Origin of the sequence: Butyrivibrio sp. XPD2002 (genome assembly GCF_000423945.1) — a bacterium.
GTDB lineage: Bacteria > Bacillota > Clostridia > Lachnospirales > Lachnospiraceae > Butyrivibrio.
In genome coordinates, this window is sequence record NZ_AUIY01000011.1 from 113,360 (window position 1) to 130,035 (window position 16,676).

The window sequence follows — 16,676 nt, forward strand, 5'->3', positions numbered from 1 at the left end:
CCTATGAATGGCAATTACTTAACCTTTGTCTTTCCGTTCTTTACAGTACTAAGGTTGTTAAGGATTTCCTTATTCTTCTTCTTGTGACTACCTGAGCACTTAATCTTTCCACCCTTCTTAAGCTTCTTGAAGGACTTAGCCATCTTCTTTGTGAGCTTGGTTCCCTTAATCTTAACGTTCTTAACCTTACTCTTTTCGAAAGCCTTAGGATCGATTCTCTTGATGTTCTTTCTGATAGTAACTGTCTTAACCTTAGTATCCTTGAATGCTCTAGCATCGATACCAACTACCTTGTATACATTACCTGAAAGGTCTGTATATGTCTCAGGGATGTCAGCCTTTGTTGCATTCTTATCTGAAGGTCCTTCGTACTCAACTTCGGGTGCGCTTGCGTTTGCATCAGTTACCTTGAAGCCAGTCTTGTTGCCGTTTGCATCAACGAGCTCTGTGCCTGCTGCTGCAGGAGTATCCTTAGCTGAACCGTCAGCTGCCTTAGCCTCTTCTTCAGCCTTCTTCTTAGCTTCTTCGTCAGCCTTCTTCTTAGCTTCCTCATCAGCCGTCTTCTTAGCTTCTACAGCCTGTGCAATCTTATCTGTTGCAGCCTTAAGTTCAGCATCTGTAGCATCCTTACTCTTCGCTGCTGCTACTGCATCATTTGCTTTCTTAATTGTTTCGTCTGTAGGATTTGCCAGTGCTGCATCTGCTGCAGCTTCTGCTTCTGCAATAGCTGCTTCCTTAAGTCTAATCTTCTCAACTTCAGGTGCAAGCTCTTCGAATGTGTTCTCAGCAAAAGCAACTGCTTTTTCTGCGGCTTCTACTTTTCCTTCTGCTGTTTCTACAGCTCTTTCTGCTGCTTTTACAGCTGCATCTGCCTCATCAGATTTTGCACCTGCTGCTTTAGCTTCTTTCAATGCAGTATTAGCTGCTTCAAGGGCATCCTGAGCTGCTTTAAGATCTGTCTGTGCCTGTGTAAGAGCATCATCTGCTGCCTTAAGATTCTCAGCTGTGGGATCATCTTTTGCCTTGTTTGCTGCTGCTACAGCCTCGTCTGCTGCTTTACTTGCACTCTCAGCATTGGTTGTAGCTTCATCTGCATTCTGAAGAGCTGTTTCTGCTGCTTCAAGAGCACCAGAATTTTCTTTAATTGAAGCGAAAGTAACTTCAACTGAATAAACAACTGTATTTTCTGTGTATTCACCCTTAACCTTAACACCCTTTGAAACCTTAAGGGCTGTAGCCAAACCACCAGTAACAGACACATAATCAGGCTTTGTAGATGTCCATGTCATCTTACTTGTGAGATCTGTATTACCCATGGCTGCGACTATCTGATATGTCTCACCTACTTCTGCTGTTGTGATTTCCTTTGTAGCAGCAGTCTCTCCATCTTGAATATCTACACCCTTGCTATTGATTGTAACCTCATATTTATCTGCATTAAGTGTGATTTCTGCCGGCTCACCAACCTGCTCATTATCAATCTTCCAAATTACATTAACTTTTATTTCACCAGTAGTAGCCTTTGTAGCCTTAACAGTATTACCACTAAGTGTAAAGTATGCTTTGTGTTCTCCTGAAAGTTCAAGAGTTCCTTCAGATGAAGCTGTTCCATTCTTTTTTCTAGTAATTGTTGCACTCTGTCCGAAGTATAGAGTAGGCTTATCTGCAGAAAGCGCATATTTATCTTCAACCGCTGTCTTTTCTTTTACAGTTACTACGAAAGGAACGCCAACGCTTTCTCCATCGACTAATGCATAGATATTTGCTGTGCTGTCCTTTTTTGCATCAGCAGCTACAGAGATATTACCATTATTAACAGTAACCTTTTCATTTCCTGTTACTTTCCATGTAATTGTGCCTGGAATCTTTGAGCCATCTGTATATGTATAAGTAACTTTAAGTGATTCACCCTGAACAATATCGGCTGTTGTTTTTGTTTTACTTCCAACAAAATATGCTGCTTCTTTTTCAGGAATAGCAGTTACAGTTACATTTACTGTAATTGTCTCATTTACTGTTTTTTTAGTATTTGCATCTACATAAGAATATGAGCCCTTAACACCAGCTGTTCCTGCCTTCAGAGCTGTTATACTGCCATTTGATCCAACTTCTATAACAGACTCATCAAGACTTTCCCATGCAACATTTACATTTGATTCACCGTATGTCATGCTAAATACGGATGTTGCACCTTCTTCCATTTCCGCCGATGCTTTATGTTCATTAATTACTACAGACCGTCCATCAACCGCTAATGCGATTTCAGCGGGAACTATCGGCTCCTGATCATCAGCAACCACAAAGCTTTGAGTAGCAGCCAAAGACAGGTCGGCATTCATTTTCCATGTTCCAACAGCCATCGCAGGTACAGGTGCTGGAGTCTGAGCTTCAGTCATATTTGTCTGTTTCTTACCAGTCACCTTACCATTACTGCTAACTGTAATAAATTCATCATCTCCAGCTTTTGCGGCCCAAGTAATGTTCTTTTCTACCGGAGCCCCATCATTCCACAAGATTATAGTTGCATCATCGCCAACGTCAAGCTCAGCATAATCTTTTGATTCCGCATTTATTGAATCTCCGTCCGGATTGGTAACTGCAAAATCATCACCTATTCCAACTACGTTAAATGCATATGACTGAGTTGCAATAACTTTATTATTTTGATCTTTCAAGTCCACTGTAGCAACATAGGATCCTGCTTTCGCAGTCGTCCCCTGACCGGTAACAACAGCTATGGTACCACTTACAGTACTACTCTTTTTACTACTATCTACATCATTTGAGAAAGTATTATCATCGATCGCGAACCCAGTTGCATCTTTACCCGTCTCATCTTTTATAGAAACAGTAGCCTTTGGCGCTAAAACAGTTTCTGTAATCGAATCTGTATAAGTAACTGTAGATGTAAGTGTAAGACCATTTTTACCATTTCCACTTAACGCATCATTTTTTGCGAACAGCTCTCTTGTTGGTATATTTTTTACCCTATTTGCAGCAGACAGTGTTCCCATCTCATTGACTCCCGCAGTCGTTTCACCTTCTGCTTGCGCCACTATCGCCGTAAACGGAGCCGCGACTACTCCACTCAGGTTACTTACAGCCAGTGCTCCAGCAAGAGCATACGACCATAACTTCTTGTTTTTCCTCATGTTGTCATTCTCCCTTCATAAAAAAATTTTTCGTTAAAAAGATAATTTTTTGAAAATTCTTATCTTTAGCATATTTTATGCTCGAAAAAATGTTAGTGTCAATACAAGATTCTGATTATTAACATATTTTTTATAAATTGAAAGGACACGTTATGAAAATTTATGAATATAACGGAAAAAAGAACATTTGTGGTGAAAGAATTAAAGCCGTCAGAAAGGCCAAAAAGCTCACCCAGACTGAGCTTGCGGCACAGATTCAGACAAGGGGAATATTCATGGATCAGATTTCACTTAGCCGAATCGAGAATGGTTCCCGGTTTGTTTCAGACTTCGAGCTAAAATGCATTGCAGAATTGCTGGAATGTAGCATCAACTGGCTGCTTACAGGCAAAAATTAACGGATTACACCACACATGGCATAATCCGTCTTTACATAATAAACCATTAAGTTTTTGAAAGCTTTGTTAGTTTTTATTATTTACTAACAATTTAAATTCTTTATACTCTTTAAGCACTTTTTGATAATATCCAGGATCCGTTGACGCCTTTCCAATATCATCCACTCTATTCTCTGAGTAAAGCCAATTATATACATCCTGTATCTCTGAAGTCACTTCTTTTGTAACCTGTTCGGTAAGTTCTATATCATGAATCCTTTGTCTATCCCATTCTTTCATATAGCTCTTGGTCACCTCCGATTTCTTCTTCACGGAACTAACGATACCATCAAGCTCTAAAAGAGAGCTGAGAGGCTGTGTAGGCTTATTCCCCGTAACAATATACCTCACAAGATCCGCAACTGCCTTTCCGTTAAACTTGTCAGGTGGCAAATTATCTTTTCCTTTGCCGTAAAAGAAATAATTCACTCTACCATCATCATAGCACAAATCCGGATGGCTGGTCAGCACGGTTTTCGCCTCATAATACATGTCTCCTACACCAAATGGATCATATGAAAGAACCGTAATAGAAACATAGTCCAGTAGTTTTTCATACGGAGTGTTGCTTTCCAATAGCTTCGAATCCACCATAGATGAATAAAACCTCTGTCTCCTGGGAATCCCCGTTCTATCTGCTGCTCTGTCCTCTACTTCAACATCATAGGCAACGTCTGATGTCGCACTTCCGTCTGCCTCTGCTGCTATAAGTGCATCGAATCTGACACCATGCATCCCATTATCAATCCCTGTTAATACTTTCTCTCCAACCGCTCCCTTAATTATTACTTCATGTCCAACGATTGTAGAAATGATTATGCTGGCGACCTTCTTCGCAGTAGCAGGATTCTCCATAACGCTATTAAACAAAAAGTTATTTACAAGCGTCATATCCTCAATTTTTTTCTTTGCCTGCTCATAAGTTATTGCCTCATACTTACTTATTTCTTCCATAACTCTGATCAATCTCCTCACAATATTTCCATAGTGATCAATTAGGAATAATCACTATGGAAATATTCTAACATATGTTCGGAACAATTGTTCGAACAAGTCCTTAAATCTTTCTTAATATCCATTTATTAATTTTTTATTAAATCTAAACATTCTTATCATTAGCACTTTTTTTGCTAATAAAAATGATACCTTCTCTTTGACTATTTTTAAGGGGAGATTTCTTATCATGAAAATTTACGATTTCCAAGGAAAAAAGAACATTTGTGGCATGCGCCTAAAGGAAGCAAGAAAGGCCAAGAAGTTATCACAGCTTGAGCTTGCTGAAGAAATGCAGGCAAAGGGAATTACATTGGAGCGCGATTCAATAAGCCGCATTGAGATTGGCACCAGATTCGTTGCAGATTACGAACTGATGATGTTTTCACAGATACTGGAAAAAGAAGTGACATGGTTTCTTAGTTGAATCCATGCCACTTCCTTTTTTTGCGAAAATTATTTATATAAAACCTTATATTCCTAATTTCCTAAGTTCTCTTATCACCTGCTCGTAGCTCTTATAGACAATACCCTGCATCGAAAGTGCTTTAGCTGCTTCAATATTTTCGAGCATATCATCTATAAACACACACTCCTCGGCTTTTAGTTCATATCTCTCCATAAGCAGTCTGTATATTTCAGGATCCGGTTTGGTCAGACCTACCGAGAAGCTTATGATTCCTCCGTCAGTTTCATCCAGAAATTCCTTCATAAACGGATTGTCATCCAGACCCTGCTCTGCAAAATTTGAAAGAATCAGTACTTTGTAACCGGAAGCTTTCAAGTCTCTTATCCAGGGAATTGTTCTTTCTCTTTTCCGCACAATACCATTTAGGTCACAGAAAGCATTCCTTAATTCTCCTTCTATTTCAGGATCATGTCTTGCAAATATTCCGATTGCACCTTCAAGATCAACATGATTTTTATCAAACTCAGTCCAATCTCCGGGATTTGTACATGTAAGTAAAAGTCTCTGTACCATATCTTCGGTATAGCCCTTGTTTCTGAAAAAGTCGTCAAGACAGCCATCCACAAGAACTCCGGTTATATCGAAGATTATTGTATTTATCTTACCCATATTTATCTTACCCATTTTTATCTAACATCTTTCAAGTTATTGCATCTCTATTACTGTCCACATATCCTTCCGGGATATCTCTCCGCTCCAGGATAAATTGGGGTCTGCTTTCATCAGTACGCTGAGTATATTGTCCATATTATCATTATCCGCGATATATACAGCTAATATATTCGCTTCAGCAATCTCACTGTCGTCTATGGCTTCAAGATTATCCGAGTTGACATAATAGAGCTTGTCATACACCAGAAGTTCATCCGTGAGCCGCCATATATTATCCGGGGTTGCACTGTTATAAATCACAACAGCTTTAGCTCCCTCTGCCTTCATATCCTCGGAAAAAGCAATCCTGTCCTTATCCTCAGGATAAAGGAAAAGAACGTTCTGATCAATCGTAAGTCCCTTGATAAGAATTATGGTAAAGATCAGCAGCGTACCAAGAACCGGTATCTGTATCTCAGCGAAGGTCCTGTTTCCCACAATTGCTCTTATACCTATTCTGGTAAAATACGCTGCAAGCAGCAGTACTATCGGATAGATTGGCATCTGATAACGATTGGAGGTATCTCCAAGTAGAAGCGCTGTCTTTGAAACCAGGAAAAAGTAACCAACAACTGAAACCATCAAAATTCTGATGTGAGCGATATGGAGCTTATCCTTCTCCCCTTTAACTCTCAGCATAAAGAAAAGTGCTATCAGCGCTATAACTGCCAAAACAATTATTATCCAGAGCATCCCTGAAAAGAGATATTTATTCAGAAGTCCAAAGAAGAATCCCAGTCTGTCCCAGATATTTGACATATCGGAAAAGGCCTCGGCTGCTTCCTGTCCTCTGTAGCCTCTGAAAATATGTGAAAGTGCTGAAGGATATATGAGGACTGCTATGCCAAGGGAAACAGCTCCTCCCAGAGCATATACCAGGATGTATTTAAATCTCTCCGCCATTGATGCGGCCTGCTGAACAAATTCCTCATCTCCCAGTATGTTTTCGATGTTAAGGACAGGCGCAGTATCCTTGTCAGTATCCTGATTCTTTTTCTTTCTGTTCTTAGGCATAAGAAACAGGAACCACACACCGAACGAAAGCCCCATAACACACATATAGATCAGGTAGTAATACTGAGTCAAAAATCCGAGAACACTTACCAGTGCTATCGCTGCCACATAGGATACAAACCCCTTTTTGAATTTTGCATCGAAGGGCTTATCAAGAACAAAGCCTTTAAGCTCATTTCCCGCATAATACTTTTTTATCAGACTTATCAGCTTCATGTGCAGATAGGCGGATGCCAGCACAAAAACCGTAAGCCACATGTACATTCTGATGAATAGCACACAGGAAATAGTCATTGGATTAAAGCCGTAAACGAACATAAGAGTAAGTCTTAAGCCCTTACTCATTCCAATAGCCTTCGCAAGCTTATTAAGAATTACAAAACTTATGATAAAGGCGATAAGATTTACGATAAGCCCCTGCCATTTGCTAAAAATCCCCGGACTCAGTGAACAAACCGTATGCAGAAGATCATAAAAAAGCGGAGGATGAACATCCCATGACTGCACCAGATGGACAAGTCCATAGTTAAAGCCTTCGCCTCTTTTAACTACAAATTCATCCCTCAGGGTGTCAGTATCCACCCACTCTCTGTCCGGATAGTAAAAACCAAGGCTTCTGTTTGATGAAAAATAAGAATAGTACTCGTCCTGATGGTAACCCGCTTTCTGTGCTCCATAGAAGCAGATAAATACCACCTGAACGATCAACATAAGAAGCAGTATTAAGCTATACTGTTTTGTCTTTAGCTTCATGCTCAGCTCTTCTCTCCTATACTATTTAATCCCTCTCACCTTAGCATGTGCGCTCCTCACTGCCTTTGGTGCTATACCAAGTGCAACAAGATACGCTCTGTTCTTTGTCGTAAGATATTTATTTGAAAAAATATCCTTCATATGTTTTTGCAAAAATCCCACAACTTCTTTACGGTAGAATTTATTGCCATGATTCATCTTACTTATCGGAATGTGCAACAGGTAATCAAGTCTCTGAATAAGACAAAATCTCATTGCCACATCCATAAGAGCAGGAAAATTCTTCCTTACCAGTCGATACGCCACATCGGAATTTCTCACAATATCCGTAAACACCGGAGGGAAATAATCCTTCTGATCCGCTTTTTTCCTTGAATTGCTGCCGCTCCTGTAAAAAACATGGTAATACTGCTGTGGCAAAATTACCAGCTTCTCCACCCTTTTAAGCATATGTATCATAAGATAAAAATCTTCGTTCAGCTCATTTTCAGGAAATCCCCTGCACTCCCCCTTAAACAGGGCTCTGCTTGTGAGCTTGGTGCAAAAGGACGCATCCCCTGTATGCATCAAAAGAGTCCTGAGGTGCTGCTCACCGTTTATGGTCTTCACTGCCTTAGGCGGGATACAGACATCCGGCAGTCTTGTTCCATCCTCTGCTATCTCGTCCCTTGATGCCTGGGCCATAAGTACCGGTGATTCCTCTGTACTGTTCTCTTCTATCGCCTTCATGAGACTCTCATACATGTGAGAGTCCACGTAATCATCCGAATCCACGAATCCGATATAATCTCCTGTAGCCGCACTTAGCGCCAGGTTCCTGGCCTTACTGCTTCCGCCGTTTTCCTGATGAAGCAGAAGCATTTTGGGATGCTGTTCGCCTTCCTGCTCAGATTTCTCTATGAATTCCTCTATCCGCTTATAGGTATCATCCGTTGATCCGTCATCAACAACAATTATCTCCATAAGCTCAGACGGATAGGTCTGATCGCGGACAGATTTCAGGCAGCGGACTATCAGATCCTCGATATTATAAGCAGGTATTATTACACTTATCTTTTTCCTGAATGTCATCACTCTAAATGATTATCCTCCTGAAGTGCTCTGATAAATCCCGGAGCCTTTATAATATGAGCAACACTCATAGGTCCGTTTTCCGGTGGAATATACTTTTCATTCGCAGCAAGCTTACTGCAAAAATCAAGCAATTTCCTTGCAGCGGCAGAACCGTTCCATTCATCGGCCACAGTCTCATACGCTGCTCTCTGAAGCCTTCTTAATAATTCTCCTCCCTGTTTTCCATGTATTATCATATCGAGCTTTTTCTTTAGCTCTCTCTCATCGCAGCCGTCAAAGGTAAGTCCGTTTTCTCCGTTTCTTATAAGATAAGGAACCGATCCTGCCTCAGAGGATGCCACAACTGCGCAGGCACTGTTCATGGCTTCGTTCACAACTGCTCCCCAGCCCTCAAGATAGTTACTTGCAAAGAGGAAAACATGGCTCTTTTCCATGATATCCCTTACTTCATCAGGCTTCATAAAACCGCTGAGAGTAACCCTATCCTCCAGGTTCTTTTCCTTTATCATGGCTGATATCTCCGAAAACAGCGGACCATCACCAATTATATCCATGTGGAAATCCACATCATTTTCTCTTAAGTACTCAGCAGTCTTAACTGCAAGCTCAGGATGCTTTAGCTTAATAAGACGAGCTGCAAAACATAACCTCAGCTGCTCGCCATCCTTGTAGAGCATGTCAGATATTTCCGAAGTCTCATATTTTCTAAAGGGCGGAAAATACCCCCATTTAAACATTTTTCCAGGATAAGCACCAATAAGCTTATAATCCCCGGACACATACGCCCCGGCACACAGCATGTAAACAGGCTTGTTCCTGTACTTAATGTGCTCATCATACTTTGCCTTAAGGCCCCTCGGGGAGATCATCTTCCATCTGCCCTCACGGTAGATTCTCTCACTCACTCTGATAACCGGTTTTCCGGAATCAAGTCTTGCTATTATCCTCTGCATGGCAGGGGTATCCTTTTCAAGACCCGTCCATCCAAGGATAAGCACGTCCGCCTCGTCTATGAGCTTAAGGCATCCTTTCTCATCCTCGTAAAGTCTGTGCACATAGGGCAACTTGCCGCCATCCTGTCCCCATCCCATATTCTTCCTCTCAGATTCCATGGGCTGAGCCTCAATAAATGCAAATGCTTCGCCAAGCCTTGAGAAGAGTTCATCACAGAAGGGAATCTGATGATGATTTATGAAGTTAGATATAAATGTAATCTTTATTATGGTCTTATCCTCATCCATCAGCTTCGCTGACACCTTCTCAATTACTATTTATCTCCTTGTATATCTCGATAAGCCGTTTGTAATTCTCTCCGGCATCGTGGGTTATCATGGCGTGTTTTCTTGCATTATCTCCGTAAACAGCTGCAATTACAGGCTCTCTGAACATCTGCTTTACGCACTTTGCAAGCTCTGACACATTTCCGGCTTCAAACAAAAGTCCGTCCACATTTTTCTCAAGCATACTCGGAATACCGCCTGTCTCAGCAGCAACAGTCGGAACACCAAGGAGCATGGCCTCTGCCATGGTATTGGGGGAGTTCTCAACGATTGACGGACACACGAAAACATTACACTTAAGAAGCTGCTCCTTCATCTGCTCTCCGGAGAGCTTTCCAAGCATGATAACCTTTCCGCCAAGTCTTCCACGTCTTATCAGCTTCTTCAAATATTTTCCATAAGCGGAAATTCTGATAGCCAAGGGATATTTACTACGTCCGGAGGCATTTTTCTGCTCATCCGGAATAGTAACTGTCTTTCTCTTAATTCTGCCAATAACACTATTACCTGCAACGTACAGCTTCGTATCAGGAAACTCCTTAAGTATCTCAGGCATCGCTTCAAGCATGAAATGAAATCCCTTGAGAGGATAATCTCCCTGGGATAGAAAAATGCTGTGTGACACCGTGTTAACCGATCTCCATGCCCCCTTGTAAAAGGTAGGTCTCATGGTCTCGTTCATTTTATGGTACTTAGCTTTAGGATTTATCGCAGCAGTAGCCTCTTTGTCAAAATCGGTTCTTCCTGTGATATGTCCTGTCAGCATTATTGCTTTTCTCTCATTCTCAGCACGCTTCTCAAACTTCTCCTGCTGCTGTACAAGCGAATCATTTTTATATCTGTCGCGGAAGGTCGTATCCTTATACACACTCTCGGGAAGCCCTGCCATATACAGCTTACTGATCTCACCACAAATACCCTGTATCCCCAGAAGTGTTTTTTCCGGCTTATCAAATACCTTTATGGCTGCCAGGCTGTGCGGGAACTCCGTTCCAAAGACATGTATGATATCAGGCTTAAAGTCCTCATATATCTCGCCAAATCTGCCTTCCAGCTTTTCATCATATATCTCGGGGGTATTTAAATTTTCTGAAAAGCCGTAGAATTTAACCCCGTCTATTTCTATAGCATCCTTCCCAAGGTTATCAGCAGGAAAAGCCACACCAAGAGTGACATTCCCGGATTTTTTCCCGGATGAAATCCTGTCATAGGCTCCTGATAACCAGCCCTCTCTGTCTGACCAGGGAAGATTATTAGCTCTCGCAAAGGCAGGGAGCATTATATTACAGACCCACAAAACTCTCATAGGAAACCTCTTAACGATGCCTGTAAATCAGGCTCTTAAGTTTATTGTAGATACCGGCTGTCTTGGGATTCTCCGATATCTTGGTGCGAAGCGGCGCAAGCGTAACCATCCGTATCATATCGAACTTTTTAATCTGCTGCTTCGGCAGATACATGCGTATAATCTGCTGCCTCTCGTTCTCAGATACCTTGCGGTTCTCCTTCGTCTCTGAAAATCCTCCGCCCTCGTAATCAGCCACGCGCATTTTCATATACTTGGTCTGCGCTTTCTCCACATAAAAACAGCGGAGGAAGTGTTCGTAATCAGCCCTCACCTTCCAGACCGTATCAAAAGCATATCTGAAAACCAGTCTCTCATCATAGAAGCAGGCCTGATGCGAAGGAACATTCCTGTAGCAGGCAAAATCATCAATCTTCGGATTGGAAGAAACCCTCTGCCTAGTCTTCATCTCGAAAATATCACCATAATAGATGGTGGGCACAATTGTTCCGGAGTCCCTGCTATCAAGCTGGATCTTCTCGAAAACCCTCTGCAGTACCTTATTGTTTGAGAAAACATCACCGCAGTTAAGGAAATAGACATATCCCGGAGCAGTGTCAGATTTTAATCTGCTTTCATCCTTCTTAACCGCATCTACAGCCATGTTCATGGCATCGTAGATTCCATGATCCTTGCTTCTGATAATACGGATACTTCCATCGCGGTATCTGATGTCAAAGGAACCATCGGAATTCACTTTTCCAGCACTAAGACGCTTTCTTCCGCCAGCCTCTGAGGTCTTGTCCTCACCACTGACACCGAGAACCTCCTCCGCTTTTTCAAGGGACCCATCTGTAGAACCACCATCCTTTATGACAATAGCCACATCCTTAAAGGTCTGAGTCTTTATGCTCTCCAGTGTCTTTAGAAGATCCTCACCGGCATTATATGAAACTACAATGATTGTAAAAAATGGTCTTTTCATGTTATACCTCTGTCAGCCAAAGCCTCTCTCCGATAATGTTGCCGGAAGCTCATGAAACAGAAAAGTCTCATAAGGCAAAATTCTTACTCCGTCGTCGCCTGCCTTCATCATGAAAACAGCGAAATACATAACACATCCGGCTATGGTCAGAACCTTAAACATTCGTCCGGCATTATATCTTCCGGCTTCCCTATCGCCAATAAGCCTTGCTAAAAGTGCAGGCACATACAAAATCTGTGTAATAGAAAAATAGTAAGCGATTCTTGAAATGGTGGGCAAAAACGAACAGAAAACATACATGAGCAGTGCACCGTAATTAGCGTAAAAATAAAAGCTCATTCTGCGGTCCTTCACCACGTCTTTTCCCAAAACAAAGAATGCCAGCAAAAGCACCGCAACGCATCTGGCAATACCCAGCTTACTGGTTCCGCCTGTCAGGAATTCCGTTCCCTCGTAAGAAGGATACAGCTTTACCGCCATATTCAGATAAAAATCCTTTAAAAACAGGCATGATATACATAACAGGGCAAGTGCACCATGCATCCACCTTTTCCACTTCATCTGAGCAAGCGGATACAATACCAGCACCACCAGCAGTGACTTGTGAAAAAGTGACCCCAATAAAATCAGAATAATAAACCTGGGCCAGTCTCTTTTTATGCAATAGTTTATGGAATAGAAGGCTATTCCAAGAGCCAGGTAATTTCTCACAGTGTTAAGGGACTGGAAATAGTAACCAAGCAGCATGAACATCGCAAAGGACATAAAGAAGTCCTCTGCCTGAATAAATATCCCTGCCAGGAAAAAGAACACGGTAGCAGCGGCAAAAATCGCAAACACTCCAACATAGTTCTCAAATCCCGAGAGATAATAAACTATCTTGGTCAGATAATTAAAACCCACCTCTGTAGGAACAAATGCATTACTGTAGGTTCTGTGCATGAACTCAACATATTTGCTGTAATCATTCCCTACATTTAACCTGAGCGCAGACACGCCTGTAAGGATAACAAACAGAAACAGAAGTCCCACAGAATTTCTCATCTGAATTCTGCTTATTCCTCGGAAAATGCTGCAGTATTGTCCCGTCCTTATAACCGGCGCGGTTACGGTTCTTTTTATCTGATATGCAATTATAAGGCTTATCGCAGTAAGCGCTAAATAAACAAGCATAAGATAACCTCTGGGACAGGCAAAAGCTATTTGTGTAAATTAAAAATTGCCTTCTCTCTCCTCCAGCTTTCCCTGTCTGATTCCCTTTTTCATAAGTCTGTAGCACTGAAGCACAGACTTTTCCCTACACATCTCTTTTCTCTTGACCAGTACAAATCTAAGGCTCATCGCAGCTGCCAACGAACCATACAGGAAATGGTAAAGCACGCCTCTGTCAAAAAAGAATTTGTCATTATATCCATCAAACCATGTAGAAGGCCTCTCTGCCACCTCATGTCCTATGCTGACATCAGTACGGTATATCCTTATTCCGCTCTTTAAACAGTCATGTAAAAAAAGCGAATCCTCACCGTTACTGTATTTAGCGCCTCCTCCAAACAGGACTGAGAATTTTACTCCTGCATTTTTTAATACAGCGGTTCTGGCCACTATGGCATAGGCCGGATATCTTCCGTAGTTTTTCCATGTCACCCTGGCAAAGTCTGTATTGTGATAGGTTTCACGGCCTTCCTGAGCCTTAACATTGAACATCAGCATGTCCGCCTCAGGGTGAGCATCAAACTCCTTCTCAACCAGCTCTGTGTAGCCATCATTATAAACAATGTCCTCATCAGCGAACTGAAGAAGCTCGCGGTCCGCGTTTTCCAGCGCAAGATTCCTTGATAAGCCAACTCCTCTTTCATTTCTGTGAAGACATTTTATCCTGCAGACCCTTCCCGTTCTGTCAGTATAATCATTTTCAAAAGTCTGATCCTCATCACACTGATTGACGATGACGGCATCAGACTGAATATTCATTTTTGATGGTAATGCCTTGGTATCCTGCCTGACAGCAGCTACCAGCAACTCTATTCTAGACATATCAAAGCCCCAGATATCTGTTTAAAAGCTTTATATCAGCATCTGTGATAACAATACCACAGACATTGCAGCCAAGCTTTCTAAGAAGGGAAATAAGGTGCTCTGTCATAGCTCCGTTATGAGTTCCCATGGATACTGCGATAACAGCTCCGTCAACACTTGACAGCTTGGCAGCTGAATCATTGGAATTACCGGGAAGTGTCATGGGTACTACTTCAGCCATGCCTTCAGGTATTCCGTTTCCGATGACGCTCTTAAGTCTGGATACGGTCTCCTCAGCTTTTTCAGATCCCTTCCTGTCATCAGCACTTATAAGCGCCACTGACTTTTCATTTTTCAGCTTCTCCCTGAACATGAACAGGAGCTCATTTCTGAAAAATGAAGGCTCCTCCACGCCGTCACTTGTAAGAACGCCAAGAACCGGAAGATTGTATCTTCTCTCCACATCCTCCGGAACATATACAGCATCATCCATTGCCTTTGAAAACAAAAGCACGAGAATGGCAAAAACAAATCCCAAAACTGCACCGAAAATTACGGCAACAGCCATTTTATCCGGGATAAGCTCCATCTTTGTATCTGTTCTTCCAAGAAGCTTAATCTGTGTAAATGCCTCATTATTTTTTCCGTATTCTACCAGGGCTGCGTTGGCAGCATCTGCTATGGCACCTGACAATTCCCTCTTGGGATTGGATACGGTAAAGATCATAACTCTGACATCAGAGGGTATATCCGCATTCACGGAAGCTATTACCTCTTCCCTTGTGACATCGCTGCCCTCGTGATATCCCGCCTCATCAAGCTTCTCCATTATTCCGTCAAGAATATTGTAGTCGGTTTTCTCCACAAGGTTCTGGTCCTCTGCCTTCACAAGAAGATTCCAGGTATAAGCGTTATAGAAATCAACCTCTGTACCTTTGTTCTCATCATAGGCAAAGGTAATATAAAGAGTGGATTCAGTCACATAATTCCTTGCAGGAGCATATACAACATTTGCAAGGAAATAGATTATTCCCGCAACGATTGCTCCTATCACAGCTGCCACTGGAATTATCCATATTTTTTTAAGAAGCACCAGATAAAAAGCCCTGAGATTCAGTATTTCATTATCGTAGCTTTCACGTTTAGTTGCCATTTAGTTTTCACCGGAATTTTTAAGTGCTGTAGTCTGTGTTTCCTCTACGCCTTCAGTTGCATCGGGAGTAAATAAAATCTTAAGTGTCAGAAGCATCAGCTTGAAATCAAGCCATACTGAATAGTTCTCAATATAGGCAAGGTCAAGCTTAAGCTTATCATACGGAGTGGTGTTGTATTTACCATAAACCTGCGCATATCCTGCAAGTCCGGCCTTAACCTTCATTCTGAATGCGAACTCGGGCATTGTCTCCATATACTGAGCGATAATCTCTGGTCTCTCGGGTCTTGGTCCGATAAAGGACATCTCTCCCTTAAGAATATTGAAAAGCTGCGGCAGCTCGTCTATCCTGCACGCCCTTATAAACTTTCCTATAGGAGTAATTCTTGAATCATGTTTGGTAGCAAGTCTTGCCACGCCATCCTTCTCAGCATCAACTCTCATGCTTCGAAACTTCATGATCTTAAACTCCTTCTGCCCCTCTGTACAGCGAATCTGCTTGTACAGTACAGGACCTCTGTCATAGAGCTTAATGATTATTGCAGTTATTAGCATTATGGGAGATGTGAGTATTATAAGGAGCAGAGAGCATACAATATCAACCAGTCTCTTTATAAAGCGCTGCTCGATCTTAAGGTAATACTCACGAAGTAAAAGAACGGGGGTATCAAAAATGTGCAGCTGCTCAGATCCCTTAACAAGCACATCAGTTATCTTGGGCATAAGATAAACTCTGATAGAATTTGAATACAAAAACTTCAGAAGCTTATTTCTCTCCTTGGTAGGAATATCCCAGATAACAACAGCATCATAGCCCTCTATGCATTCTCTCTCAATCTGCATCAAGCCTTCGCTGATATTCATACATTTAACGATATTGTATTTGTCCTGTCTTGAATTGAATTTTCTTAAGATATCATCAACCGGATATTCTCCGCTTACAAGAAGCATCTGCCTTGCAGGGAAGATTGAACGGTATAGCCAGTTGGTAAACACAGCCCACAAAAAGGAAATAACGAGCTGTATCGCCAGTACCTCCAGCATCGGATAAACAGGAACCAGTCTGATTCCAAACAGTGATATCTGAAAATATGAGATTATATTTACCATTAAAAGGGCGAATATCTGAGACAGGAAAATATCCATAGCCTTCAGATATCCTATCTTCAAGCCCCCATAGGTGTTAGACAAAAAGAGTACTAAAACGAAATAAATCGCGATTACAAGAAGATGTCCACGGAAATAGAGATGTAATCCGGGACCAACATAATATCCGCCGGCATATCTGGGTGCGTTAACAATCGGATAGTAAACATTAAACCAGAACCAGCCATAAACAAGGGTCTGCATCAAAAGACCTATCAGCCCCAGGCATAATACAAATACTCTTTTTTTAGATTCAATCTGTTTCATA

The 16,676-nt window shown here is 41.7% G+C and carries 14 protein-coding genes; 2 read left to right on the forward strand and 12 right to left on the reverse strand.

What is annotated here, in order from left to right; genetic code table 11:
- Nucleotides 1-14 precede the first annotated feature (14 nt).
- Nucleotides 15-3,152, reverse strand: a complete 3,138-nt coding sequence (locus tag G587_RS24250) for a leucine-rich repeat protein (RefSeq protein WP_051200837.1) — start codon at nt 3,150-3,152, stop codon at nt 15-17.
- Between the two features lie 152 nt (nt 3,153-3,304).
- On the opposite strand from G587_RS24250, the gene G587_RS0106720 reads away from it, so the two are divergent.
- Nucleotides 3,305-3,550, forward strand: coding sequence for a helix-turn-helix domain-containing protein (locus tag G587_RS0106720; protein ID WP_026491606.1), 246 nt, complete (start codon nt 3,305-3,307; stop codon nt 3,548-3,550).
- A gap of 66 nt (nt 3,551-3,616) precedes the next feature.
- On the opposite strand, the gene G587_RS0106725 is transcribed toward G587_RS0106720, so the two are convergent.
- The gene (locus tag G587_RS0106725) at nt 3,617-4,543 is read right to left on the reverse strand and encodes a hypothetical protein (RefSeq protein WP_026491607.1); all 927 of its coding nucleotides are present in this window, start codon (nt 4,541-4,543) and stop codon (nt 3,617-3,619) included.
- Between the two features lie 229 nt (nt 4,544-4,772).
- Here G587_RS0106725 and G587_RS0106730 point away from each other — a divergent pair, with 229 nt between their 5' ends.
- Nucleotides 4,773-5,009: a helix-turn-helix domain-containing protein gene (locus tag G587_RS0106730; protein ID WP_026491608.1), complete on the forward strand. Its 237-nt coding sequence runs from the start codon at nt 4,773-4,775 to the stop codon at nt 5,007-5,009.
- Between the two features lie 45 nt (nt 5,010-5,054).
- Here G587_RS0106730 and G587_RS0106735 read toward each other — a convergent pair whose 3' ends face one another.
- From G587_RS0106735 to G587_RS0106780, 10 genes are read right to left on the reverse strand one after another with little or no spacing between them, the layout of a single operon-like run.
- Nucleotides 5,055-5,675: an HAD family hydrolase gene (locus tag G587_RS0106735; RefSeq protein WP_051200839.1), complete on the reverse strand. Its 621-nt coding sequence runs from the start codon at nt 5,673-5,675 to the stop codon at nt 5,055-5,057.
- 21 nt (nt 5,676-5,696) lie between these two features.
- Complete coding sequence (locus tag G587_RS0106740) at nt 5,697-7,469, reverse strand: hypothetical protein (protein ID WP_026491610.1); 1,773 nt, start codon at nt 7,467-7,469, stop codon at nt 5,697-5,699.
- 21 nt (nt 7,470-7,490) lie between these two features.
- Nucleotides 7,491-8,540: a glycosyltransferase family 2 protein gene (locus tag G587_RS0106745; protein WP_035786006.1), complete on the reverse strand. Its 1,050-nt coding sequence runs from the start codon at nt 8,538-8,540 to the stop codon at nt 7,491-7,493.
- Entirely contained in the window at nt 8,540-9,799 is a 1,260-nt protein-coding gene (locus G587_RS0106750; RefSeq protein ID WP_242830045.1) for a glycosyltransferase family 4 protein, read from the reverse strand. Before G587_RS0106750 ends, G587_RS0106745 begins: the two co-directional genes overlap by 1 nt.
- Nucleotides 9,800-9,803: 4 nt before the next feature.
- Nucleotides 9,804-11,129 (reverse strand): glycosyltransferase family 4 protein, encoded by a 1,326-nt coding sequence (locus tag G587_RS0106755; RefSeq protein ID WP_026491613.1) that lies wholly within the window; start codon nt 11,127-11,129, stop codon nt 9,804-9,806.
- Between the two features lie 10 nt (nt 11,130-11,139).
- Nucleotides 11,140-12,093, reverse strand: coding sequence for a glycosyltransferase (locus tag G587_RS0106760; RefSeq protein ID WP_026491614.1), 954 nt, complete (start codon nt 12,091-12,093; stop codon nt 11,140-11,142).
- 12 nt (nt 12,094-12,105) lie between these two features.
- A complete protein-coding gene (locus G587_RS0106765; protein ID WP_026491615.1) occupies nt 12,106-13,266 on the reverse strand; it encodes an EpsG family protein in 1,161 nt (386 codons plus the stop codon).
- 39 nt (nt 13,267-13,305) lie between these two features.
- On the reverse strand, nt 13,306-14,127 hold the full coding sequence (locus G587_RS0106770) for a glycosyltransferase family A protein (RefSeq protein WP_035786009.1): 822 nt from the start codon (nt 14,125-14,127) through the stop codon (nt 13,306-13,308).
- Nucleotide 14,128: 1 nt separating this feature from the next.
- A complete protein-coding gene (locus G587_RS0106775; protein ID WP_026491617.1) occupies nt 14,129-15,262 on the reverse strand; it encodes a hypothetical protein in 1,134 nt (377 codons plus the stop codon).
- Complete coding sequence (locus G587_RS0106780; protein WP_026491618.1) at nt 15,263-16,675, reverse strand: sugar transferase; 1,413 nt, start codon at nt 16,673-16,675, stop codon at nt 15,263-15,265.
- Nucleotide 16,676 lies beyond the last annotated feature (1 nt).